The 23,127-nt window shown below is 62.1% G+C and carries 18 protein-coding genes; 14 read left to right on the top strand and 4 right to left on the bottom strand.

The window, feature by feature from the left end:
- Window positions 1–76 precede the first annotated feature (76 nt).
- The 4 genes from ACP7D4_RS14500 to ACP7D4_RS14515 all read left to right on the top strand — a co-directional run bounded on the left by ACP7D4_RS14500 (window position 77) and on the right by ACP7D4_RS14515 (window position 3,050).
- The gene (locus tag ACP7D4_RS14500) at window positions 77–982 is read left to right on the top strand and encodes a LysR family transcriptional regulator (RefSeq protein WP_426103071.1); all 906 of its coding nucleotides are present in this window, start codon (window positions 77–79) and stop codon (window positions 980–982) included.
- 408 nt (window positions 983–1,390) lie between these two features.
- On the top strand, window positions 1,391–1,915 hold the full coding sequence (locus ACP7D4_RS14505) for a methylated-DNA--[protein]-cysteine S-methyltransferase (RefSeq protein WP_426209734.1): 525 nt from the start codon (window positions 1,391–1,393) through the stop codon (window positions 1,913–1,915).
- A complete protein-coding gene (gene xerD / locus ACP7D4_RS14510) occupies window positions 1,888–2,793 on the top strand; it encodes a site-specific tyrosine recombinase XerD (protein WP_426103067.1) in 906 nt (301 codons plus the stop codon). Before ACP7D4_RS14505 ends, xerD begins: the two co-directional genes overlap by 28 nt.
- Window positions 2,794–2,870: 77 nt before the next feature.
- On the top strand, window positions 2,871–3,050 hold the full coding sequence (locus ACP7D4_RS14515) for a hypothetical protein (RefSeq protein WP_426209736.1): 180 nt from the start codon (window positions 2,871–2,873) through the stop codon (window positions 3,048–3,050).
- 193 nt (window positions 3,051–3,243) lie between these two features.
- On the opposite strand, the gene ACP7D4_RS14520 is transcribed toward ACP7D4_RS14515, so the two are convergent.
- Window positions 3,244–6,363, bottom strand: coding sequence for an efflux RND transporter permease subunit (locus ACP7D4_RS14520; protein ID WP_426103063.1), 3,120 nt, complete (start codon window positions 6,361–6,363; stop codon window positions 3,244–3,246).
- A 3-nt stretch (window positions 6,364–6,366) separates the two neighbouring features.
- Window positions 6,367–7,590, bottom strand: a complete 1,224-nt coding sequence (locus tag ACP7D4_RS14525) for an efflux RND transporter periplasmic adaptor subunit (RefSeq protein ID WP_426209738.1) — start codon at window positions 7,588–7,590, stop codon at window positions 6,367–6,369.
- Between the two features lie 328 nt (window positions 7,591–7,918).
- On the opposite strand from ACP7D4_RS14525, the gene ACP7D4_RS14530 reads away from it, so the two are divergent.
- Entirely contained in the window at window positions 7,919–10,402 is a 2,484-nt protein-coding gene (locus ACP7D4_RS14530; RefSeq protein ID WP_426209740.1) for a sensor domain-containing protein, read from the top strand.
- Here the strand turns inward: ACP7D4_RS14530 and ACP7D4_RS14535 are convergent.
- A complete protein-coding gene (locus ACP7D4_RS14535) occupies window positions 10,383–11,357 on the bottom strand; it encodes an endonuclease/exonuclease/phosphatase family protein (RefSeq protein WP_426209742.1) in 975 nt (324 codons plus the stop codon). The two genes, ACP7D4_RS14530 and ACP7D4_RS14535, sit on opposite strands and share 20 nt — an antisense overlap.
- A 37-nt stretch (window positions 11,358–11,394) precedes the next feature.
- Here ACP7D4_RS14535 and ybaK point away from each other — a divergent pair, with 37 nt between their 5' ends.
- The 6 genes from ybaK (at window position 11,395) to ACP7D4_RS14565 (ending at window position 16,480) form a co-directional block, all read left to right on the top strand.
- Window positions 11,395–11,886: a Cys-tRNA(Pro) deacylase gene (ybaK, locus tag ACP7D4_RS14540; protein ID WP_426209744.1), complete on the top strand. Its 492-nt coding sequence runs from the start codon at window positions 11,395–11,397 to the stop codon at window positions 11,884–11,886.
- A 65-nt stretch (window positions 11,887–11,951) separates the two neighbouring features.
- A complete protein-coding gene (plsY, locus tag ACP7D4_RS14545) occupies window positions 11,952–12,590 on the top strand; it encodes a glycerol-3-phosphate 1-O-acyltransferase PlsY (protein ID WP_426103053.1) in 639 nt (212 codons plus the stop codon).
- Between the two features lie 32 nt (window positions 12,591–12,622).
- Window positions 12,623–13,303 carry a DsbA family oxidoreductase gene (locus ACP7D4_RS14550; protein ID WP_426103051.1) on the top strand — a complete coding sequence of 227 codons (681 nt, stop codon included), beginning with the start codon at window positions 12,623–12,625 and terminating at the stop codon, window positions 13,301–13,303.
- A gap of 195 nt (window positions 13,304–13,498) precedes the next feature.
- Window positions 13,499–14,737, top strand: a complete 1,239-nt coding sequence (locus ACP7D4_RS14555) for a CmpA/NrtA family ABC transporter substrate-binding protein (RefSeq protein ID WP_426103049.1) — start codon at window positions 13,499–13,501, stop codon at window positions 14,735–14,737.
- Window positions 14,738–14,754: 17 nt separating this feature from the next.
- Complete coding sequence (ntrB, locus tag ACP7D4_RS14560) at window positions 14,755–15,675, top strand: nitrate ABC transporter permease (RefSeq protein ID WP_426209746.1); 921 nt, start codon at window positions 14,755–14,757, stop codon at window positions 15,673–15,675.
- A 1-nt stretch (window position 15,676) separates the two neighbouring features.
- Window positions 15,677–16,480, top strand: a complete 804-nt coding sequence (locus tag ACP7D4_RS14565; RefSeq protein ID WP_426103045.1) for an ABC transporter ATP-binding protein — start codon at window positions 15,677–15,679, stop codon at window positions 16,478–16,480.
- Window positions 16,481–16,640: 160 nt separating this feature from the next.
- Here the strand turns inward: ACP7D4_RS14565 and ACP7D4_RS14570 are convergent, their stop codons facing one another.
- Window positions 16,641–17,033 carry a hypothetical protein gene (locus ACP7D4_RS14570; RefSeq protein ID WP_426103043.1) on the bottom strand — a complete coding sequence of 131 codons (393 nt, stop codon included), beginning with the start codon at window positions 17,031–17,033 and terminating at the stop codon, window positions 16,641–16,643.
- 244 nt (window positions 17,034–17,277) lie between these two features.
- Here ACP7D4_RS14570 and ACP7D4_RS14575 point away from each other — a divergent pair, with 244 nt between their 5' ends.
- The 3 genes from ACP7D4_RS14575 (at window position 17,278) to ACP7D4_RS14585 (ending at window position 23,010) form a co-directional block, all read left to right on the top strand.
- Window positions 17,278–20,502 carry an ATP-binding protein gene (locus ACP7D4_RS14575; RefSeq protein WP_426209748.1) on the top strand — a complete coding sequence of 1,075 codons (3,225 nt, stop codon included), beginning with the start codon at window positions 17,278–17,280 and terminating at the stop codon, window positions 20,500–20,502.
- 28 nt (window positions 20,503–20,530) lie between these two features.
- Window positions 20,531–21,817: a hypothetical protein gene (locus ACP7D4_RS14580; protein WP_426209750.1), complete on the top strand. Its 1,287-nt coding sequence runs from the start codon at window positions 20,531–20,533 to the stop codon at window positions 21,815–21,817.
- 389 nt (window positions 21,818–22,206) lie between these two features.
- Window positions 22,207–23,010, top strand: a complete 804-nt coding sequence (locus ACP7D4_RS14585) for a SapC family protein (RefSeq protein ID WP_426103037.1) — start codon at window positions 22,207–22,209, stop codon at window positions 23,008–23,010.
- Window positions 23,011–23,127: the final 117 nt, after the last annotated feature.

Raw genomic sequence — 23,127 nt, forward strand, 5'->3', positions numbered from 1 at the left:
TATTGACGCAGATAAAGGAAGTGTATGATATGCATCCCGCCTATTCAATTCTGCATAGCCGATCCGGAAGCCGTCCATGTCTCCTCCGCTTGCCAGCCTTGACTGGAATTTGCTCAATGTCTTCATGCATCTGGTCGACGCGGGATCGTTGTCCAAGGCGGCACGGTCCTCCGGTATGAGCCAGCCCACCCTGAGTCGCCAGATTTCCACTTTGGAACAACAGTTGGGGATTATCTTGTTTGACCGTTCGTCACGGGGCATGCAGTTGACCGTCGCGGGGCGGCAATTGGTTGAGCGGGCCGGCCGAATGCGGCACGAGGCCGGTGCGATTGCGCGCGCAGCCCAGGCCATCAGTGACGAGGTGGCCGGAACGGTTCGCCTTGCCGCTAGCGAATTGACCGCTGTGCACATCTTGCCGCCAATTTTGACGGACATTCGGCGCCGCCATCCAGCAATCGAATTCGAAGTACTGGCCAGCAATGACATCGCCAACTTGCTGGAACGTGAAGCGGACATTGCCATCCGGATGGCCGCCCCCGGCCAGGGTGAACTGGTGGCACGCAAAGTAGGCCAATTGGAAATGGGAATTTATGCCCACCGATCCTATCTCGACCTGCGCGGGACGCCGCACACGCTGGAACAGTTGCTGGAATGCGACTTGATCGGGTTCGATCGCGATGACAGCTTGCGCCGTGGCTTGCTGGCGGCCGGTGCGGCCAAGGACCGGCTACGCTTCGCCTTCCGTTCCGATAGCCACGACGTGTGCTGGCAGATGGTGCGCTCCGGCTTCGGTTGCGGCTTCGTAACAAAGCTTGTTGCCGCGACCGATACCGATGTGGTGCGTCTGATGCCGTCGGCGGCGGTGCCTCCTCTGCCGGTCTGGCTGACCGTGCATCGGGAAGTGCGTTCGAGCCGGCGCCTGCGCCTAGTGTACGATGCGCTGGCGCTGGCGTTGGCAACATTGACGATTGCCACCGCTTGACGCACAGCAGCGCTACGGCACGGCGTCCTAAGACGCACGTACCACAGATTGCGTTCCGGTTGTCACATATAAATTGCAAGTAATTAAATTTCAATCTCCGTGCCATAAATGCCACAATTTCCCTTTTTAAATAAGTTATGATGAGCACCGTCCCAGCACCACTATGGTGCACAACGTGGTGCGCGGCGCAGTACAGAATTAGGCAGTTTGGGGAGTAGTAAGATAAGAGCACGGTAGTTCATACCGGAGAAATATCGAGGAGACACGCGTTTTACAGAATGCTGTTGGTACATGCCAAACGGCCGGAAACGTGAACAAAATTTGGAACGCACCGCAAGGTGCGTTTTTTTTCGTCCGTCGAAAAGCGGGCGAGTAAGCTTTGCGGCCGTCTGCGCTACACTGTCACTGATGAACCCTACGCAAGGCAGCAACATTTTCTCGGCCATCGTCGCCGCCCCCTTCGGCGCGATCGGCATTCGCACCGATGCGGGGATCGTCACCGAACTGGTGTATCTGCCGCCCCATTTCGGTGAAAAAGCGGCGACCGATGCGGTAGCCGACATCGTTGCGCGCCAGCTTGAAAACTACCTGTGCGACGCCGATTTCCCCTTCACTTTTCCCTTGCCGGAAGTGGGCAGCGCCTTCCAGCGCAAAGTGTGGGCGGCGATTGCTTCCATCCCGCGCGGCACGGTGCGTACCTACGGCCAGGTCGCCAAGCACATCGGTTCTGCGCCGCGCGCGGTGGGGCAGGCGTGCGGCGCCAACTGGTTCCCGCTGGTCATACCCTGCCACCGGGTGACGGCTGCGGGCGGACTGGGCGGCTTTGCGCAGAGCGACGATGAAAACGGCTTTCAGCTGAGCGTCAAGCGCTGGCTGCTGGCCCATGAAGGCGTCAACCATTCCCCATGGCAGCAGCAGACAATCTTCGGTTGATCGACGAATTTTGCGACAACCTTTGGCTCGAACAAGGGTTGGCCAAGAATTCGCTCGACGCGTACCGGCGCGACATGCGCATGTTCGCGCGCTGGCTCGAAGTCACGCGGCCCGGGCGCGACAGCCTGCACGCGGTGCAGGGACACGACCTGAATGCGTATTTTGCCGACCGCCACGCCGAGTCGAAGCCCAGTTCGTCGAACCGGCGCCTGTCGGTGCTCAAGCGCTTTTACCAGTTGGCGCTGCGCCAGCGCGCCATTGCCGCCGACCCCTGCCTGAAGCTGGTGTCGGCCAAGCAAGCCGTGCGCTTCGTGCATACCTTGAGCGAGGCCCAGGTCGAGGCGCTGCTGGCCGCGCCCGACGTGGCCACGCCGCTGGGTTTGCGCGAACGCACCATGCTCGAGCTGATGTACGCCAGCGGCTTGCGCGTGTCGGAACTGGTGACGCTGAAAGTTGTCGAACTGAGCTTGAACGATGGCGTGCTGCGCATCACGGGCAAGGGGGCCAAGACGCGCCTGGTGCCTTTCGGCCAGGTGGCGCGCGAATGGATCGAGCGCTATCTGCGCGACGCGCGCGGCCTCATCCTCAATGGCCAAATGGACGACGCGCTGTTCGTGACGGCGCGCGGTGCTCCGATGACGCGCCAAATGTTCTGGGTAATAATCAAAAAACATGCCGCGCGGGCCGGGATTACCGCTCCGCTGTCGCCCCATACACTGCGGCATGCCTTTGCGACGCACTTGCTCAATCACGGTGCCGACTTGCGCGTTGTGCAACTTCTGCTCGGGCACGCGGATATTTCGACGACACAAATCTATACCCATGTTGCGCGCGAGCGCATGAAACAGCTGCACGCCAAACACCATCCACGTGGTTAATTCAAATGCGACAGGGCTATCTGCGTCATAATGGTGCCGTAATACTCATTATCGACAGACAAACAAAGAGGTGATTCATGGCTAAAACTAATTTTTCGTACGAAAAGCGGCAGCGGGAATTAGAAAAGAAGAAAAAGGCCGAAGAAAAAGCCCGTAAGAAGCAAGACGCGAAAAATTCGCCAGGCGGCGAGGAAGGCAGCGCGCCCGAGGGCGACGAGGCTGAAGAAGCGGCGCCGACGGCGAGCGATCCCGTTTAAAAGCACTGTCAGTGTGGCGCCGAGCTCCGGTTGGGGCAAGCGCCTTGGTATCCCAGGCTTGGCGACATCCGCGGCCTTCTTGTCCAGTACCCCATCGAACATCGTTCTCGCCAACGCGGTAACCCATGGAACGCTTGCTTTTAGCAAATGTTCTTCGGGTTCCCGCGCCGGCGCGCAACCCTTGGGCGATCGATCAGGCGACCTCCAGTTTTTGCTCCTCGAATGATTCCTCGTGCGCTTCGTCATCGCCTTTCAGATAGCGCGCCACGCGCTTTCCCAGGCGGTCCAGGTAGGTGTAGGCCACCGGCACCACGACCAGCGTCAGCAGCGTCGAAGTAATCACGCCGCCGATCACCGCGCGCCCCATCGGCGCTTGCAGTTCGCCCCCTTCGCCCAGGCCGATTGCCATCGGCAACATGCCGAAAATCATCGCCAGGGTCGTCATCAGGATCGGCCGCAGACGCACTTGGCCGGCGTCCATGATGGCGTCGAACTGGTTCTTGCCTTCGCGCTGACCATGGTTGGTAAAGTCCACCAGCAAAATCGCGTTTTTGGTCACCAGCCCCATCAGCATGATGATGCCGATGACCGAGAAAATATTCATCGTGCTGCCGGTAATGAACAAGGCGAGCACGACGCCGATCAGCGACAGCGGCAGCGACACCATGATGGCGATTGGCTGCAAAAAGCTGCCGAATTGCGAGGCCAGCACCAGGTAGATGAAGATCACCGCCACCCCCAGCGCAGCGCCGGCCGCGCCCAGCGTTTCCGCCATTTCTTCCGCATCGCCGCCGATGTCGAAGCGCACGCCTTCGGGCAAGTCGAAGGCCTTGATGATCTTTTGCACGTCTTCATGCACGTCGCCGTTCGGGCGCCCTTCGACCGCCGCCATGACCGCCACCCGGCGTTCGAGCGACTGGCGCTTGAGTACTTGCGGGCTGGTCGAGGGCACGAACTCGACGATCTGGCCGAGTGGCACCATGACCGGGTTACCGGCCGCGTCGCGCCGGCTCGAGGCCACCGACAGATCGGCCAAGTCGGCAATTTTCTGGCGACCAGACTTGGGCAGTTGCACGTTGATGTCGTAGTTTTGGCCGTCCGGCGCCAGCCAGCGGCTAATCTGATCGCCAGCCACAAAGGGCCGCAGGGCAGCACCGACTTGCTGGATCGATACGCCGAGGTCGCTTGCCAATTCATTATTGATCTTGACCACGGTGGCCGGATTGGCGCCTTCCTGGCTGTATTCGATATCCGTGACGCCTTTTACTGCGCGCATCTTGTCCATCAGCTTGTGCGCAACGGTATCGAGCTTGCCCTCGTCCGACCCCATGATATTGATGCGCACTGGTTTCCAGCCCACCGACATGCTGATGCCGGCAATTGGGGTCAAGCGGTCGCGCAGCACGGTTTCCATTTCCTGCTGCGAACGGCGCTTGCCCTTCTTGAGGTCGGTCAGCTTGATGTTCACTTGCGCCGTGTTGCGCCCGTCCCACGTGCCTACGTTGACCATAATGCTGTCGACTTCCTTAAATTCCCGCAACGCCGCTTCGATCTGGCGCACCTTGCCGTCGGTGTATTCCAGGCTGGAGCCGACCGCCGTCTTGAAGCGCATCTGGATGTAGCCATTGTCGGTCTGCGGCATCATTTCACTGCCGAGCGAACCCATCAGGGCGATGCTGCCGGCAAACAGTGCAAAGGCAATTGCCAGCGTCGCCTTGCGCCAGTTCAGCGCCACCGCCAGCACTGTGCCGTACCACACGTGCATGCGGTCGATGCCATGTTCGATTCTTTCCATGCCGCGGCCCAGCCACGGCAGGTACTTGAAGCGATTCTTGACCGGATCGCGCCACACTGACGAGAGCATGGGATCGAGTGTGAAGCTCACGAACAGCGAGACCATCACGGCCACTGCGACGGTGATGCCGAACTGCAGGAAAAAGCGCCCGATGATGCCTTCCATGAAGGCTACCGGCACGAACACGGCAACAATCGCAAAGGTCGTGGCCATTACGGCCAAGCCGATTTCATTGGTGCCGTCGTAGGCGGCGCGCAAATGGCTTTTGCCCATCGCCAAGTGGCGTACGATGTTTTCGCGCACCACAATGGCGTCATCGATCAGCAGGCCGATGCACAGCGACAAGGCCATGAGCGTTAGGAAGTTGAGCGTGAAACCGAAAGCTTGCATGGCAATAAAACTGGCCAGCACCGAAATAGGCAGCGTCAGGCCGGTGATGATGGTGCTGCGCCATGAGTGCAAAAACAGGAATACGATGATCATCGTCAGCAGCGCACCTTCGAGGATGGTGTGCTTGACGCTGGTGAGCTGACTTTCGACGCGCTCGGACTGGTCTTCGATGACCTTGATCTTGACGTCGGCAGGAATCACCGTGGCCAGTTTCGCCAGCACATCGCGCACGCCTTTGCCCACTTCCACGACATTGGCGCCTTGCACCTTCGTCACTTCGAGTGTAATGGCGCGCATGCCGTCGATGCGCGATATCGACGTTTCTTCCTGCTCGCCATCGATCACCTCGGCCACCTGCTCCAGATACACTGGGCCGTTGGCATGGCGCGCCACGATAATCTTGTTGAAGCCGCGCGTATCCTTGATCTTGCCTTCTATGCGCACCAGGCGTTCGCTGGCGCCGTAGCTGATATTGCCGGCTGGAAGGTTGGCATTGGTTTGCTGGATGGCGCGCAATACTTCGTCAACCCCGACATTGTTGCTGGTCAGTGCATCGGGCCTGACATTGATCAGGATCTGGCGGTTGGTCTTGCCGTTCACCCGCACCTGGCCCACGCCCGGTACCGCTTGCAAGCGCTTGACGATGACTTGCTCGGTGAGCGTCGACAAATCGCGCATGCTGCGCGTTGCCGATTTCAGGCTCATCTCCACCACCGGCTGGGCATTGTCGCCTTCCCACTGCAGCACCAGCGGTTCCTTGGCATCCTTGGGGAAGGACGGGCGCACGCGTGCCACCTTGTCGCGAATATCGATCATGGCGCGCTCGGCATTGACCGACAGTTGCAGTTCGACTTGGATGCCGGCGCGGCCTTCCCAGGCATTTGAATTGATGCGCTTGACGCCGCTGACGGTATTGAGCGCGTCCTCGAGCGGTCGCACGATGTCGTTTTCCACCTGCTCGGGGGAGGCGCCGGGGTAGGCCACTTCGACCCATGCCACCGGGATTTCGACGTTCGGCATTGCTTCCACGCCCAGCCGCTTGTAGGCAAACAGGCCGATCACCACAATGGCCACCATGATCATGGTGGCAAACACGGGGTTCTTGATACTGGTCTTGGTGATCCACATGGCTTATTCCTTCGCGCCGGCGGCTGCAACTCTGACGGCAGCTGCGGGCACACCCGGCAGCTTGACCTTGGCGCCCGGCTTGACGCCATCGAGCGCGCCGACCACGACGGTGGCGCCGGCGTTCAGGCCGCCGGTAATTTCGGCGTAGCCTTCATCGTCATTGCGCATGCCCAGCGTCACTTTCTGTGCGACCACCTTGTTGCCGAGAATCTGGTAGACCACGTCCGTATTGTTTTCCTTGCGCAACGCGGCCAGCGGCACCAGCGGCACGACGGCCGATTTTTGCGTGGTGATATTACCCTTGGCAAACATGCCGCCGCTCAACGCACCGTCGGCATTGTCGACGCTGATATACACCAGCATCGAGCGCGAACCCATTTCCGTGGTCGGATTGATCCGCGCGACCTTGCCGGAAAAATCGCGCCCCGGATAGCCGTCGACCTTGAACTGGACATCTTGCCCCACTTTAATGCGGGGAATGTCGGACGCCGGCACTTGCGCTTCCAGCGTCAACTGTTTGAGGTTGACGATCGTAAACACCGGCATGTCGGGCGCGAGCTTTTCACCGGCTTGCACATGGCGCTTGCTGACGATGCCCGACAGCGGCGCGCGGATCGCCGTGTCGGCCAGTGCGTTGCGCGCCAGTTGCACCTGGGCCTGGGCCGCCTTGACGCCGGCCTGGGCCAGTTCGACCGAGTTCTGGGTCGTGTCGTAAGCTTGCTGCGAAATATAGTTTTGCTTGAGTAGCGCGCCGCTGTTCTGGTTATTCTTGCGCGCCAGCGCCAGGCGCGCATTTGCTTCGTCAAGCAGGGCTTGCTGTTGCGACAGGCGGGCGCTCGGATCGGACTGCTCGAGGCGGGCCAGCACTTGCCCCGCAGTCACGGCAGTGCCTTCACGGATGCTGGACTCCACCACCAGGCCCGACACCTTGGACTTGACGGTGGCTTGCGCAATGGGGGTCAAGGACCCGGACAGCGGCAAGCCGACGCTGAGTGCGCGCGCCTGTACCGCAGCGATGTCGCCTTTGGACAATTCATAGACATCGATTTTCGGCTTGCCGTCGGCGCCCTGCGCCAGGTCCGGCTTGGGCGGCGCGCTCGGCGCGCGCAGCGCGAACCAGCCGCCACCGGCCAGCGCCAGCACCGCCAGCGCGATCGCCGCGACTTTCCAGCGCTGGCGGCGCACGGTGCTCTGGACGGGGGCGCGGGGCAGGTTGTCGATTTTCATGGTCGTGTTTTTTCTTGGTTGGCAAAGTAGCAGGCGGAAATGCGGGGCGCTTGTGCTCCGCCTTGAAAACAAGATGGGGCCTCAGGCGCATGGTGACACTATAGAAAAGACGGGTTCGCGCCGCCTGTGAAATGTGACAGGACGCCGTTTTGCTGTGATGAACTGCAAACCGGCCCGACAAAACGCAATCCGTACGGGCAGGAAATACGTGGTCAGAATCCTGTTTGCGCGTTCGCAAACGGCCCATCAAACCCATAGACAAAAATGGGTAGACCAAGAGCATGCGCTGTGCATCGTCTTCTGTATTACTGTCGTGAAGGGAAGTTCCGTGAGTGCTGACACACCTGCCGTGCCATCTGTTTTTGAGCCTGATGGACCGGGGCGCGAGGCCCTCGATACCCTGTATCGATTCGTCGCCGCCCTCGAATTGACGCCGACCGTGGCGGTGCACAGCATCGACCGCGACGGCCTGGTGCGCTTCTGGAACCACAGTTGCGAAAATGCATTTGGCATTGCCGCGCGCGACGCCTTGGGGCGACCGCTCACGCAGCTGATCTCGCACCCGGAGCGCCAGGAAGAGTTCGCCTCCACGCTGGAAGCGATCTGGGTAGCGCGCAAGTCGCCGCCCCCGCGCGACTGGCTGGTGCAGCGCCCGGACGGCCAAAGGCGCTGGATGTATTCCACCCATTTTCCCGTGCTGCGCAATGGCGAGCCACAGCAAATTTTCTGCATGGAAGTGGACATCAGCAAACGCAAGGTCGACGAGCAGGCGCTGATCGACGCCGGCACCAATTTTCGCCAACTGTTCGAGCGTTCCAACGATGCCATCGTTTTAATTGAAGGCAATGCCATCATCGACGCCAACCCGGCCTCGCTCAAACTGTTTCGCTGCGCCGACAAAAACGGGCTGGTCGGCAAGACGCTGCTCGATTTTTCGCCGCCCAACCAACCGTCGGGCGATTCGTCGATCATGGCCGACGCGACGCAGTCGGCGCAGAACTTTATTGACGGCAACCGGCGCTACGAATGGGAGTTTCGCTTGCCCGACGGCAGTGCATTCTGGGCCGAGGTGCTGCTGACCTCGGTCACGCTGGACCACGAATTTTTGTCGTATGCCGTGCTGCGCGACATCTCCGCGCGCAAGGCCACCGAGACCACACTGCACATGGCGGCCCAGGTATTCGAGAACAGCCGCGACGCCATCGCCATCACCGACCGCGCCCACCGCGTGCTGGCGGTCAACCACGCGTTCACCGTCATCACCGGCATTGCGGCGCTCGACATTGTCGGCGCCGAACTGCCCAACTTGCGCACCGGCGCCCACGAACCGAGCTTTTACCAGCAAATCTGGGATTACGTGGCCGCCAACGACCACTGGGAAGGCGAAGTCTGGAGCGAGCGCAAGGGGGGCGAAGAATACCCGGTATGGGTAGCCCTGACCGCCATTCGCGACAGCGACGACCAGGTCTGCAACTTCATGGCCATCCTGTCCGACATCACCGACCGCAAGCGCATCGAAGAGCGCCACCGCCACCTGGCCGAGCATGATTTCCTGACCGACCTGCCGAACCGCGTGCTGTTCCTCGACCGCCTGCACCAGGCCCTGGCGGCGGCGCGCCGCCAGCATACCAAGGTGGCCGTCATGTTTGTCGACCTGGACCGCTTCAAGGGCATCAACGACAGCTTCGGCCACCACGTGGGCGACGCCGTGCTCAAGGAAGTGGCGGCCCGGCTGACCGGCTGCGTGCGCGGCGTGGACACCGTCAGCCGCCAGGGCGGCGACGAATTCGTCGTGATCCTGGCCGACATCGGCGGCGCCGACCAGGCCGCGCACGTGGCCGGCAGCGTGATGCAGGCGGTGGCCCAGCCGGTGCAGCATGGCGATGGCATCAAGGTCAGCCTGTCGGTATCGATCGGGATCAGCATCTACCCGGGCGACGGCGAAGATCTTGATACACTTTTAAAGCATGCCGACATAGCGATGTATCATGCCAAACAGAACGGGCGCAATGCCTTCAGCTTTTTTAATGCGGAAATGAACGCGCACGTGACCGAACGCGCGCAGATGGAAAAAGCCTTGCGCCAGGCGCTCGCCAACCAGGAGTTCGAGCTTGCCTATCAGCCAGAAATTAACATCGCCAGCGGCATGGCGATCGGCGTCGAAGCGCTGCTGCGCTGGCGCCACCCGGAGCGCGGGCTGCTGCTGCCTGCCGAGTTCATGGCGGTGGCCGAGGAATCGGGTCTGATGCTTCCCATCGGCGACTGGGTGCTGCGCAAGGCATGCCGCCAAGCGGCCGTCTGGCGCGATGCCGGCGTGCCGGTGGTAATGGCGGTCAACCTGTCCACGGTGCAATTTATGCACGACCATCTGGTCGAGAGCGTCGATGCGGCGCTCGCTGCGTCTGGTCTGGAGCCAGCTTACCTGGACCTGGAAATTACCGAAGACGTCATCATGAGCAACAATGAAAAAGCCATCGCCACCGTGAAAGCGCTGCGCGAGCGCGGCATCGGACTGACCATCGACGACTTTGGCACCGGCTTTTCAAGCCTGAGCTACCTGCGCCGCTTTCCGCTGTCCAAGCTCAAGATCGACCGTTCCTTCGTCGACGACATCACGCGCCAGCCTGCCGACGCGGCCATCATCCTGGCCATCATCGCGGTGGCGCGCAGCCTCAAGCTGCGCGTGATCGCCGAAGGCGTCGAAACGGCCGAACAGCTGCGCTTTTTGCAGCAGCACGGCTGCGACGCCTACCAGGGCTACTACGCTAGCATGGCCATGCCGGAACCGGATCTCACACGCCGCCATCGCTAAGGCCGCGCGTCTCGTCGAACAGGCGGATGCGCGCCAGCACTTGCCCGTGGTCGGACGCTGCGGGCAGTTCGAGCACCACGTGGTCGTTCAGATAGACCACGTCGACCACTTCGCCGATCGCGTTGGGCAAGGCCGGGTTGAATTCCTCGGACACCAAAATGTGGTCGATGGTGGTGTAGTTGCCGTCGTGGAGCATTGAAAACCCCACATGGCGCAGGTGGTCCTGGCGCTGTTGCAGCTGGTAGGCGTCAAACAGGCGGCCCGACATGGGCGTGCCCACGCCCAGCACGATGGTGGTGGTGACGGCGTCGGCCACGTCATTGAAATCGCCCAGCACGATTTGCGCGCGCTTGTTGTCGCGCGCCATAGTGGTCAGCAGCACGCGCAGCGCCACCGCTTCGGTCCCGCGCCGCACCAGCGAACGCAGGCAAGCCATGCCGAACAGCAGCGGATCTTCGCTGTTGTCGCCGTTGCGGTAGTCAGGCCGCTTGCTCTTCAAATGCACCACGACCACGTCAACCGTCACGTCGGGCGAGACCGCCACCGCCGCATGGATCACGGCGCGTGAAAACTGTTCGGCGTCGCGCGTGCCGTCTGCCAGCGCCACGCCCGCCGGATAATCGCCCAGCGCCACGCCGGGCGCGGCCAGCGGCAGGCGCGACACCAGCGCCACCGACGGCGTGAGCCGTTCGGCGGCCGGGTCCGGGTCGAAGCCGACGTGGACGGCGTCGCGGTAAAGGCGCGTGCGCGCCAGCGCTTCGCGCAGCGCCGCCTGCGAAAAAATTTCCTGGAAACCGATCACGTCGGCGTCGAGCAAGTCGATCTGGCGCGCAGTCCAGTCGAGCTTGGCTTCATATTCCTCGGCCGTGGCGGGCAGCAGGTTGTCATACAGTTGCACGCCGGGCGGGGCAAGGTTGTAGGCATTGAAGGTGGCAAAGCGGATTTCTTGCTGCATAATAAGAACTCCTCATTGAGTCTTTAGCGTATCACGCATGGCAAAGAAAGAGCATATTTCCGAAACACAGGCCACGCAGTTCCTGCGCAAACAGGGCGTGGCGTTCAGCGAACACCCTTATGCCTACGAGGAAAAGGGCGGCACCAAGGTGTCCGCGCGCGAACTGGGCGTGCCCGAACACGACGTCATCAAGACGCTGGTGATGCAGGACGAAGCCGCGCGTCCGTTGATCGTGCTGATGCATGGCGACTGCAAGGTGTCGACCAAGAACCTGGCGCGCGCTATCGGCTGCAAGTCGGTCGAGCCGTGCAAGCCGGAAGTGGCCCAGCGCCATTCCGGCTACCAGGTAGGGGGCACGTCGCCGTTTGGCACGCGCAAGGTGCTGCCGGTGTATGTCGAGGAAAGCATCCTGGCTTTGCCGACCATCTACATCAACGGCGGACGGCGCGGCTACCTGGTGGGGATTGCGCCCCAGGTGCTGGTCGCGCAACTGGGCGCCAGGGCGGTCAACTGCGCGCTGGCCGAGTGATGGTGTATATTCTCGTCCCGGCGCCCGGAGAACCGGGCATTCCAATCACGTAGCAGAGAGAGCGCATGTACACTGTCCTTTTCACCATCGTCGCCTACCTGATCGGCTCCATTTCGTTTGCCGTGGTGATGAGCCATGCCTTTGGCCTGTCCGACCCGCGCACCTATGGTTCCAAGAACCCGGGCGCCACCAATGTGCTGCGCAGCGGTAACAAGAAGGCGGCCATCGCTACCCTGATCGGCGACGCGGCCAAGGGTTGGTTCGCGGTCTGGCTGGCCGAGCGCCTGGCCGACCAGTTCGGCGTGGGCGAGTTGGGCATTGCGCTGGTGGCGCTGGCGGTGTTCCTGGGGCACTTGTATCCCATCTTCTTTCGCTTTGTCGGCGGCAAGGGTGTCGCCACCGCGCTGGGCGTGCTGCTTGGCCTGAACCCATGGCTGGGCCTGGCCACGCTGATCACCTGGCTGGTGATTGCCTATGCCTTCCGCTATTCGTCGCTGGCGGCGCTGGTGGCGGCGCTGTTCGCGCCGTTTTACTTCGGCCTGCTGTTCGGTATCGACCAACTTGAAAAGCTGCTGGCCGTCATCATCATGAGCGCCCTGCTGCTGTTTCGCCATCGCAGCAACATCGCCAACCTGTTGGCAGGCAAGGAAAGCAAGTTGGGCAGCAAGGCTGCCAGCGCCAAACCAGTGGCGAAAAAACACTAGGCAGGCGACGGGTTTCGGCTGCAGGCTCTAAAATGGGCCATCCATCCTTGATAGGCGCCGCCGTGACCCAACTCAGAATCGACTTTGTATCCGACATTTCCTGCCCGTGGTGCGTGATCGGGCTTAAATCGCTCGAACAGGCGCTGGCCAACGTGGCCGACGTTGCCAGTGCCGACCTGCACTTCCATCCCTTTGAACTGAACCCGCAGATGGCGCCGGAAGGCGAAGACATCGGCGAGCATCTTGCGCGCAAGTATGGGGCGACCGAAGAGCAGAGCGCCAAGACGCGCGCGATGATCCGCGAGCGCGGCGCCGAACTGGGCTTTGAATTCGCCATGGACAAGCGCAGCCGCATCTATAACACCTTTGATGCGCATCGCCTGCTGCATTGGGCCGAGCTGCAAGGCCGCCAGCGCGAGCTGAAAATGGCGCTGTTCGAAGCCTATTTTACCCATGGCGACAATCCCGGTTCGCATGAAGTGCTCACGCGCGTGGCGCAAGAAGTGGGGCTCGATGCGACCGAGGCAGCCGAAGTGCTGGCCACCGGTGCGTATGAGGAAGAAGTGCGCGAGCAGGAAGAATTTTTCCAGCGGCAAGGGATCAGCGCTGTGCCGGCCATCATCATCAATCAGAAACATTTGATCTCGGGCGGGCAGCCGCCAGAGGTGTTCGAAAAGGCCCTGCGCCAGATTGCGGCGCAAAGCGCCGAATAAGGTCAAGCACCCGGTGCCCTTTTGGTGCAGTGCACACAAAAGGTGCCGCGTGTCGCCATCTTGAAGACCGTAGCGCCATTTTTTCATCCATTTCCCCTCCTTGCCTGCTGGCACGGCCCTTGCTGAGTAGTTCACAACGGCGGACGCGTTTGCGCCCGCTTCCGACAGTGACTACTGCTAGCGAACGAGGGAAGAATGCAAATCGACGACTCCACCAATGTGATCCGCCGCAGCCTCATCAAGGCCGGCGCCGCCGCATCGCTGACCGGCCTGGCCAGCGGCGGCGTGTTTGCCGCCGGCTCGGACAAGCCGGAAAAGGAAGAAGTCAAAATCGGCTTCATTCCGCTGACCGACTGCGCGTCGGTCGTCATGGCCTCGGTACTGGGCTTTGACAAAAAATACGGCATCAAGATCGTGCTGTCGAAAGAATCATCGTGGGCCAGCGTGCGCGACAAGCTCGTCAATGGCGAGCTCGACGCCGCCCATGTACTGTATGGCTTGATCTACGGCGTGCAGATGGGCATTGGCGGGGCCAAGAAGGACATGGCCATCCTGATGAACCTGAACCATAACGGCCAGGCCATCACCCTGTCGAAAAAAGTGGCCGACAAGGGCGGCGTGGACGGCGCCTCGCTGGCCAGGCTGATGCAGACGGACAAGCGCGAGTATTCCTTCGCCCAGACTTTTCCAACCGGCACCCACGCCATGTGGCTGTACTACTGGCTGGCCAGCTACGGCATCAACCCGATGAAGGACGCCAAGGTCATCACCGTGCCGCCGCCGCAAATGGTGGCCAACATGCGCGTCGGTAACATGGACGGTTTTTGCGTGGGCGAACCGTGGAACCACCGCGCCATTGTCGATGGTGTGGGCATTACTGCGGCCACCACCCAAGACATCTGGAAAGACCACCCCGAAAAAACGCTGGGCACCACGCTCGACTGGGCCACGCAGCACCCGAATACGGCGCGCGCGCTGATCGCCGCCGTGCTCGACGCCAGCAAGTGGATCGATGCGGGTCTGGTCAACAAGACCAAGATGGCTGAGACCATTGCCGCCAAGTCTTACGTGAACACCACGGTGGACGTCATCAACCAACGCATTTTAGGCCGTTACCAGAACGGGCTCGGGCGCACCTGGGACGATCCGAACTACATGAAGTTCTACAACGATGGCTTGGTCAACTATCCCTTCGTGTCCGACGGCATGTGGTTCATGACCCAGCACAAGCGCTGGGGCTTGCTCAAGGGCGAAGTGGACTACCTGGGCACGGCGAGCAAGGTCAACCAGACCAAGCTGTACGCGGAAGGCGCCGCCTTGGCCAAGGTGGCCGTGCCCAAGTCGCCGATGCGTTCGGTGAAGATGATCGACGGCACCGTTTGGGACGGCAAGAATCCCAAAGCCTACGCCGACGCCTTCAAGATCAAAGCCTGAAAGACAAGGAGAGCGCAATGAGTGCAGTGCTGGAGAGTGACATGAGCTTGCCGGTGGGTACGCCGGTGAATACGCCAATGCAAGAAACCGTGCTCGAACGCCCGGCGCGCAGCAAGCGCCTGGCCGCCAAGGGCGTCAAGCTTTCCAACGGAAACTCGCGCGGGCGCGCCCTTGCGGTGGCCGTGATGCCGCCGCTGCTGGGCCTGGGCATCCTGTTGCTGCTGTGGGAAATTCTATCGGTGAGCAATACCAGTTTTCCATCTCCGAAAGTCACCTTCCTGGAAGCGGTCAAGATGTTTTCCGATCCGTTCTACAGCAACGGGCCGAACGACCAGGGCATTGGCTGGAACATTCTGGCCTCGCTGAAGCGCGTGGGCGTCGGCTTTGGCTTGGCGGCGCTGGTGGGCATTCCGCTCGGCTTCATGATCGGCCGCTTCACATTTTTGGCGGGCATGTTCAATCCGATTGTCAGCCTGCTCAAGCCAGTCTCGCCGCTGGCCTGGTTGCCGATTGGCTTGCTGGTGTTCAAGGCGGCCGATCCCGCCGCCATCTGGTCGATTTTCATTTGCTCGATCTGGCCGATGATCATCAACACGGCCGCCGGCGTGCAACGCGTGCCGCAAGACTACATGAACGTGGCGCGCGTGCTGCAACTGTCGGAATGGAAGATTTTCACCAAGATCTTGCTGCCATCGGTGCTGCCCTACATGCTGACCGGCGTGCGCCTGGCGATCGGCACGGCCTGGCTGGTGATCGTCGCGGCCGAGATGCTGACCGGCGGCGTAGGAATCGGCTTTTGGGTGTGGGATGAGTGGAACAACCTGAACGTGGCGCATATCGTGATTGCCATCGTGGTGATCGGCGTGGTCGGCCTGATCCTGGAGCAGGCGCTCGTTGCGCTCGCAAAAACTTTCACCTATGAAGAAGCGGGAACCTGACATGAGCAAAAAATTCATCGAAGTGCAGAACGCGGAAATGGTGTTCGACACGCGCAAGGGCAGTTTTCACGCGCTCACCAGGGTCAATCTGGCGGTGGAGCAGGGCGAGTTCATCACGCTGATCGGCCACTCCGGCTGCGGCAAGTCCACACTGCTCAACTTGCTGGCAGGTTTGACGACGGCGACCGAAGGCGCGCTGATCTGCGCCGGGCGCGAAATTGCGGGCCCCTCGCCCGAGCGCGCGGTAGTGTTCCAGAACCATTCCCTGCTGCCATGGCTGACCTGTTTCGAGAACGTCTACCTGGCCGTCGAAAAAGTGTTCGCTGCCAAGGAATCCACGGCGCAATTGCGCGAGCGAACAGCGGCGGCGCTGGCGCTGGTCGGCTTGACGGCGGCCAGCGCCAAGCGCCCGAATGAAATCTCGGGCGGCATGAAGCAACGCGTGGGCATTGCGCGTGCCTTGTCGATGGAGCCGAAAGTGTTGCTGATGGACGAGCCCTTCGGCGCGCTCGACGCGCTCACGCGTGCTCACTTGCAAGATGAGTTGATGGCCATTGTCGCCAAGACCGGTTCGACGGTCGTGATGGTGACGCATGATGTGGATGAAGCGGTGCTGCTGTCAGACCGGATCGTAATGATGACCAATGGCCCTGCGGCCACGATCGGCGACATCGTCCAGGTCAGACTGGCCCGCCCGCGCGACCGGGTGGCGTTGGCGCATGACGTGCTGTACGTGGAATACCGCACGCGCGTGCTGGAGTTTTTGTATCACCGGCAAGCCAGGCCGCACAAAGATGCGGCCTAGCGTGGCGCGCGAGGCTGGTCTGTACGGGCACGCGTGGAGTCGGCGAGCCTCGTTAGCCCAAAAGGATTTTTACTCAAGCGCACGATAAGATGGCCTATATCGATATCGTCCAAGGACCGTCCCGCCTCTGACCAGTGACTCAGGGTTGGTCTGAAATACGTTACTGTGCTACAACAACGCCGGCACAGTTCAACGCTAGCGTCGCCAAGCTAAAAACGCCAGGGATGATCTGAATACCTTTCGTCCATGTTACAACTACATTTTCCAGATGATACTCACGCTTGCCATCGAATAGCATCCATTCGTCTTCGTCCGCTTGATAGATTGCCAGCGTTCGCCGCGACAAGCCACCCTGAGATAGGGTTATAACGTTGGCGCCAACGCCATCCGGAGCTGGCTCTTCGGCGCGTACTTTACGAATGGCAGCAGTCACGCCTGTAGAACGGTCCAATTCGAAAGACATCGGTGCCCAGATCGCCCCAGTAGTCAGGTTTGCTAAAGAAACGATACTTCCTACGCATTCAGAAGAATCAATGCTCTGTTTTGTTTGCATTCACAACTCCTGCTTCCGTCAGAATTACGCCTCATCGACCAAGCTGAGGCACTGATAGTTCCCGACGATATCTTGAAATGCCACAGCGGCCCTTGTGATCGCATAGGCATCGCCTGTTCACCCAGCCATCGGTCAAGCGCATGAACAACATCGCCTCGCCTCGCCGCCTTCGCCAGAACGATGTAACGCTGCTGTAATGCCGCCCCTTTTGCGACAGCCGACACAATGTTATAGTCCCAGCAATATGACCCCGGACCAGTCCCCCCTTCCGCCCAGCGCCACAGCCCTGCCGTCCGACGGCCGCGTGGTGCTTGACGCTGGCATGCTCAAACAGCTGCGCAAGGCGCGGGCCCTGAGCCAAGAGGCACTGGCCGAGCTGTGCTTTACCAGCCAGCTGTGTGTGTCAATCGCCTCCATCAAACGCGCCGAGACGGGCAAGGCCGTCTTGTACCGCACGGCGCGCCACCTTGCCGCGATTTTCGCGGTCGACGTGGAAGACCTGCGCAACCCGGCCAATGCGCCAAATCGCGAGAGCGCCATCCCGCGCGACGACCCGGTGCGCTACGTCATTGAACTGCACATTGGCCTGAACACCCCTGCCAGCGATGCCACGCGCGAAACGCTCGATGCGCTGGTGCGTCAGTTCGGTGGGCGCACGGAGGCACCCGGCGCGCAACACATCACCGCCATCTTCGGCATCCCGCAGGCCTACAGCAGCGACGCCGAACGCGCCATGCGCTGCGCCCTCGAAATCAGCCTGCAATTGGCGCCCACGGTTGCCACCAGCATGGCGCTGCGCCTGGCGCGCTGGGAAGACGGGCGCGCCCCCGACGCCGTCCTGCAGGCCGACGCGCGCGCCACGGGCCAAAGCTGCGGCGCGATCCACGTAGCGCTCGAGCTGGTCTCGCAACTGACCGGCATTTTTGTGTTCGACGCCGCGCCCCAAGGTGGCGGCTACCAGACCTTTTCCCGCCTCGCCGACCAGGCGCACGCGCCCGCGCCAATGATCGGGCGCTATATCGAAACGGGCCAGTTCAAAGGGTTGATCGAGTTCGCGCAGCAGTACCAGAGCGGCCACGTGATTTACCTGCGCGGCATGGCCGGCATCGGCAAGAGCCGGCTGACGCAGGAATTCATTGCCATCGCGCGCCAGAACCAGTTCGCATGCCACGCCTGCGAGGTGCGCGACTTTGGCGCCGACAGCGCGTTGGCGCCGCTGGGCCAATTGGTGCGCAGCCTGTTTGGCCCCGCCGACACGCCTGAAGCCCTGGCGCGCGCCATCGCCGCCACCGTGGCGCAGCTCAAGCTGCCGCCTGAATGGACCATGTTCTACTGCGCGCTGACGGGCGCCCCGATGGACGCAGGCCAGCGCGCGCTCGACGCGGCCATGACGGCCGAGGCGCGTGATCGAGCAATCCTGAACGCCGTGCAAACGCTGATCGTGCGCAGCTCGATGCTCACCGCCCTGATGCTCAGCGTGGAAGACATCCACTGGGGCGACAGCCATCTGTTCGCCGCCCTCGGCGCGCTGATCGCCCACACGCGCGAAGCGAGCGTGGTGTGGGTACTCACCTCGCGCATTGAACACGATCCGCTCGAGTCGCAGCTGCGCGCGCACCTGGCCGACATTGCCCTGTCGGTGTTCGAACTGGCGCCCCTGAACGCGCGCGAAGCCGACGTGCTGGCCGACCAGTACGCCAACCTGGAACCGGCCTGGCGCCGCCGCTGCGTCGCGCGCGCGCAAGGCAACCCCTTGTTCCTGACCCAGCTGCTGACCAGTCCCGGCATTGCGCTGCCCGACAGCCTGCGCCACCTGGTCCAGGCGCGCGTGGACGCGCTCGAACCGCTGCACCGCGCTGCGCTGCGCCTGGCGGCCGTGATCGGCAACCGCTTCGAACTGGGCATGCTGCGCCAGGCCCTGGCGCAGCCCGACTACCTGCCCGAGGCGGCCGGGCGCCACTGCCTGGTGCGACCCTGCGGGCAGGGCAGCTACATGTTCGTGCACGACCTGGTCATGCATTGCATCTACGACGCCATCGACGCGCAGCAGCGGCGCCTGTTGCACCGCACCGTGGCCGACCTGTACCGCGACACCGACCGCGCCCTATGCGCCCATCACCTGTGGCGCTGCGACGATCCGGCCGCTTTCGAGATGGCGCTGGCGGCCCTGCGCGACAAGCTGGCCGCGCGCCAGTTCGACGCCGCGCTGGAACTGAGCGCACAGTGGCAAAGCGAGCACCCGGACAGCTTTGCGCTGGCGCTGCTGCACGCGCATGCCCTGAGCGGCGCGGGATTGACGCCGCGGGCGCGCCAGTCTTACCAGGGCGCGCTGGCGTTGGCCGCCGGCGCGTCCGACAAGATCGAGGCGGCGCTGGGCCTGGCGACCAGCCTGAATATTCTTGAGCAGCTCGACGAGGAAGAGCGCCTGCTCGACGCCATGCTGCCGCTGGCGCGGGGCATGGGCGCCGACGCTTCGCTGGCCAAGCTGCTCTACTTGAAGGGCAATATCTACTTCCCACGCGGGAACTACAACGCGTGCCGCCAGTATCACGAACAAGCAGTCGTGCACGCGCGCGCCGGCGCCAGCGTGGAAACCGAAATCCGCGCCCTCAGCGGCGTGGCCGACTCTTACTACGCGCAGGGCTACATGCGCCAGGCCGAGGCCCTGTTTGGCCAGTGTCTGGCCATGTGCGAGCGCGACGGCCTGGTCCAGCTGGACCCGGGTAACCGCAGCGCGCTGGCCTCGACCCGGCTGTACCTGGGCCAGAGCGCGGCGGCCCGCACCGGCGCGCGCGCGGCGGCGCTGCTGGCGCGCCGGCTGGGCAACCAGCGCGCCGAAATCGTGGCGCGCCTGACCGCCGGCTGGGTGCTGCTGGCCGGCGGCCAGCTGGACGAAGCCAAAGAGGAAGTGGCCGCCGGCCTGGCGCTGAGCCGGGCCATGGGCGCGGCCCGCTTCGAGCCGTTTTTGATGGAGAGCATGGCGCGTATTGCATGGCTGCAGGGCGATGTCGTGCTGGCGCAGCAACAGATTGGCTGGGCCGCCGCCGAGGTTGAACGCTTGCAGCTGCAAGGTTTCATCGGTCCGTGGGTGATGGGTACGCTGGCGCTGCTGACTGACGACGCCGCCGTGCGCGAGCAGGCGCTGCGCCTGGGCAACGCCTACCTGCGCCAGGACTGCGTGGCGCACAATGGCTTGCGCTTCCTGGTGGCGGCGGCCGAGGTGGCGCTGATCGCGGGCGACGCGCCAGCGGCGCTGGCCTTTGCCGGGCGACTGGCCGCCCAGACCAGGGGCGAGCCCTGCGCCTGGGTCGAACACCACGTTGCGCTGCTCACGCAATTCGCGCGCTGGCTGAACGCGCCCGACGACAGCGCTCGCGCCGCACTCATCGAGCTGCACCGGCACAGCGGCGAACTAGGCTTCGCGCTCGCCACGCCCCGCCTGCACGACGCGCTGCTGCGCCTCGCCTGACCTTTTCCCTCCCAACCCAAGGAATACCATGGATACTCCCCCGCGCGGACGCGCTGCTGCCCAGGCCCAGCTGACGCTGGCCGATGCCAAGCTCGATCTGCTGGCCGCGCTCGACCCGCTGCTGATCCTGTCGGTGCGCGAACCGTGCTTTGCCGCCGTGGTCGGGCACACCCTGCAAAACAAGATCGATACCTGGCCGCTGCTGGACCAGTTCAACATCCAGGACCGGATCATCGCCACGCTCGATTACGCTTTTCCCGAGCAGCTCGAAGTCGAGGACGACTTCTGCTGCTACCTGCGCGACAATCAATATGACCTGAGCCACTGCTTTGCGATGACCGAAGTGGGAACCTTGAGCGAGACCGGTTTTACGCCCGACCCCAGCGTGCAAAAACTGCTCGCGTACACGATTCCCAACACCTTGCACGAAATTAACCTGATGCCCAAGCCCATGGACAGTGGGCATGTGCTGGAAAAGCTGGCCGCCAGCGTGGCCTGGCTGCGCAACGCTTGGCAAGCCACGGGCAACCCGGGCGGGCGCATCTACATCAACATCGTCGACCTGATGGATACTTTCATGGCCGATCGCGACTATGCGCTCGACGTGCTCGAGTTGCTGGCCACGCTGCCGGTCGATGGCCTCTCCTTCGAAGATGGACGCGGCAGCTTTTTCCCGTTCCAGGTGGGCGCCGTGGTGGCCGCCGCCAAGGCCGTGCTGGCGCCGGGCCAGGCCATTTTGTTCCACTGCCATAGCGGCAACGGCATGGATAACGCCTCGGTGATCGAAGCACTGCTGCAGGGCGCAAACGGCTACTGGGGCGGCATGGAACGAACTTCGTCGACCATCGGTCACGCCAGCGTCGGCGAGCTGGTTGCCAACCTGGTGCGCGCCGGCAACCCGAACATGGCGCGCCGCTTCTCGCTGCCCGACTTGCTGCCGGTGTCGGCCAAAATGTACTCCATCAACAACAACCTGCCTGACGCACCCGACGACTGGCCAATTGCCGGCTACGACGCCTACCGCACCGTGCTGTCGGACTTTACCCAGACCGACCGGCGCAAGATGGACTTGCCGCCGCAAGTCATCGGCGGCACCGGGCAATTCCGGATCGCGCCGGTGGGCAGCGATATTTCCGTGGTGCAAGAGCGAGTGTATAAGGTGGTGCGCGTAAAAATCGAACGCGACCTGGCGCGCCAGATGATTTTGCTAATGCGCGCCGACCTGCGCCAGGGTCTGCGCATCGTCTACGACGAGCCTGAACAGCTCACACGGCTGTACCGGCGCGCGCTGCTCGCCACCACTGAACCAGCTTGACGCTACCCCCGGTGCGCATTGTCATGATGCGCACCTTTTTGGCCGGTTTTCCTTGCCAAAAAGTCATATTCCTCTGCATTTTCCTGCCGCATTGTCTCGCTAAAACACCAATCCACGGCAACTGTCGCTGAGCCGACACGAACCGGCGCCACGCCGGTATCAGTGCGGTATCAGATGGCCGCACCGCCGTTGTGCCCGCTTTATTCCCTTTAGAATGACGTAAGAATAAATTTTAGACAACAATTTTATTGTATAAAGTCTGGCATAAAAGCAAGGACTTCCGATCATTTTTGTTGTGCTGGATGCATTTTAAATAAGCAAATGGCTATGAAATAGTTATTGTGCATAAAGCATTGCTTTATACTGCGCGATTGAAAAAAAGGAAATGTATGGCAACGATGATTTTTTACCAGAAACCGACCGCGCTGAACCGCGAACGCCACCGCAACCTCAAGCTCGATGCGAGCGCGGGCAACTTTTCCTTTGCCGAAAAGACCAATTCGGTCCTGATCGCCGCCACCGAAATCGTCGATGCCGCCTTGAGTTATCCGGTTGTCTTCGTCGGCAAGGCTGGCGGACCGTTCACACTGGCCGCCATGGTCGGCCTGAACGACCAGGAAAACCTGTACGTGGACGCCAATGGCCAATGGGAAGCGGACTGCTATCTGCCCGCCTTCGTGCGCCGCTACCCGTTCGTGCTGGCCGAGGGCGACGGCGAGGGCGCCGACCTGACGGTCTGCGTCGACGAATCGTTTGTCGGCCTGAATGAGGAAACGGGCGAAGCGCTGTTCGACGCCGACGGCACGGAAGCGCCGCTGCTGACCGGCGCCGTCGATTTCCTGCGCCTGTTCCACATCGAAATGCAGAACACCAACGCTTTTGCCGCCCGCCTGGCGGAGCTGGACTTGCTGACCCAGAAGACGATCGAAGTGCAGCGCGACGGCAAAAAGCAGCTGGTCGAGGGCATTTTTATTATCGACCAGGAAAAGCTGATGAAGCTCGATGACGTCACACTGCTGCACCTTCTGCGCAATGGCGACATGAGCCTGATCCACGCCCATCTGTTCTCCCTCAAGCATGTGCCGCGCCTGGCTGCACGCCTCGACCGCCGCACCAGCGCCGCCACGCAAGCGGCCACTGAGGCAGCTCAATCGCTGCTCGAAAGCATGCCCGCAGCGCCGACCGTGATGTAGCCCCGCCTTCAACGCCAGCAATACGGCGCGCCCGCTCCCGCAAGGGCCGCTCGCCCATCCCATCCCGTCCCATCCCGGCCGGGCAGGCGCCTCGCGCCTGCCCGGGCAATCAACACA

This window comes from Massilia sp. TWP1-3-3, assembly GCF_049897805.1.
Lineage (GTDB): Bacteria > Pseudomonadota > Gammaproteobacteria > Burkholderiales > Burkholderiaceae_D > Telluria_A.

Excerpts from the sequence above, each read along its gene's own strand:
- ACP7D4_RS14500 (WP_426103071.1), top strand. The coding sequence starts at position 77 with ATGTCTCCTCCGCTTGCCAGCCTTGACTGGAATTTGCTCAATGTCTTC.
- ACP7D4_RS14505 (WP_426209734.1), top strand. The coding sequence starts at position 1,391 with ATGAACCCTACGCAAGGCAGCAACATTTTCTCGGCCATCGTCGCCGCC.
- xerD (WP_426103067.1), top strand. The coding sequence starts at position 1,888 with ATGGCAGCAGCAGACAATCTTCGGTTGATCGACGAATTTTGCGACAAC.
- ACP7D4_RS14515 (WP_426209736.1), top strand. The coding sequence starts at position 2,871 with ATGGCTAAAACTAATTTTTCGTACGAAAAGCGGCAGCGGGAATTAGAA.
- ACP7D4_RS14520 (WP_426103063.1), bottom strand. The coding sequence starts at position 6,363 with ATGTGGATCACCAAGACCAGTATCAAGAACCCCGTGTTTGCCACCATG.
- ACP7D4_RS14525 (WP_426209738.1), bottom strand. The coding sequence starts at position 7,590 with ATGAAAATCGACAACCTGCCCCGCGCCCCCGTCCAGAGCACCGTGCGC.
- ACP7D4_RS14535 (WP_426209742.1), bottom strand. The coding sequence starts at position 11,357 with ATGCAGCAAGAAATCCGCTTTGCCACCTTCAATGCCTACAACCTTGCC.
- ybaK (WP_426209744.1), top strand. The coding sequence starts at position 11,395 with ATGGCAAAGAAAGAGCATATTTCCGAAACACAGGCCACGCAGTTCCTG.
- plsY (WP_426103053.1), top strand. The coding sequence starts at position 11,952 with ATGTACACTGTCCTTTTCACCATCGTCGCCTACCTGATCGGCTCCATT.
- ACP7D4_RS14550 (WP_426103051.1), top strand. The coding sequence starts at position 12,623 with ATGGGCCATCCATCCTTGATAGGCGCCGCCGTGACCCAACTCAGAATC.
- ACP7D4_RS14555 (WP_426103049.1), top strand. The coding sequence starts at position 13,499 with ATGCAAATCGACGACTCCACCAATGTGATCCGCCGCAGCCTCATCAAG.
- ntrB (WP_426209746.1), top strand. The coding sequence starts at position 14,755 with ATGAGTGCAGTGCTGGAGAGTGACATGAGCTTGCCGGTGGGTACGCCG.
- ACP7D4_RS14565 (WP_426103045.1), top strand. The coding sequence starts at position 15,677 with ATGAGCAAAAAATTCATCGAAGTGCAGAACGCGGAAATGGTGTTCGAC.
- ACP7D4_RS14570 (WP_426103043.1), bottom strand. The coding sequence starts at position 17,033 with ATGCAAACAAAACAGAGCATTGATTCTTCTGAATGCGTAGGAAGTATC.
- ACP7D4_RS14575 (WP_426209748.1), top strand. The coding sequence starts at position 17,278 with ATGACCCCGGACCAGTCCCCCCTTCCGCCCAGCGCCACAGCCCTGCCG.
- ACP7D4_RS14580 (WP_426209750.1), top strand. The coding sequence starts at position 20,531 with ATGGATACTCCCCCGCGCGGACGCGCTGCTGCCCAGGCCCAGCTGACG.
- ACP7D4_RS14585 (WP_426103037.1), top strand. The coding sequence starts at position 22,207 with ATGGCAACGATGATTTTTTACCAGAAACCGACCGCGCTGAACCGCGAA.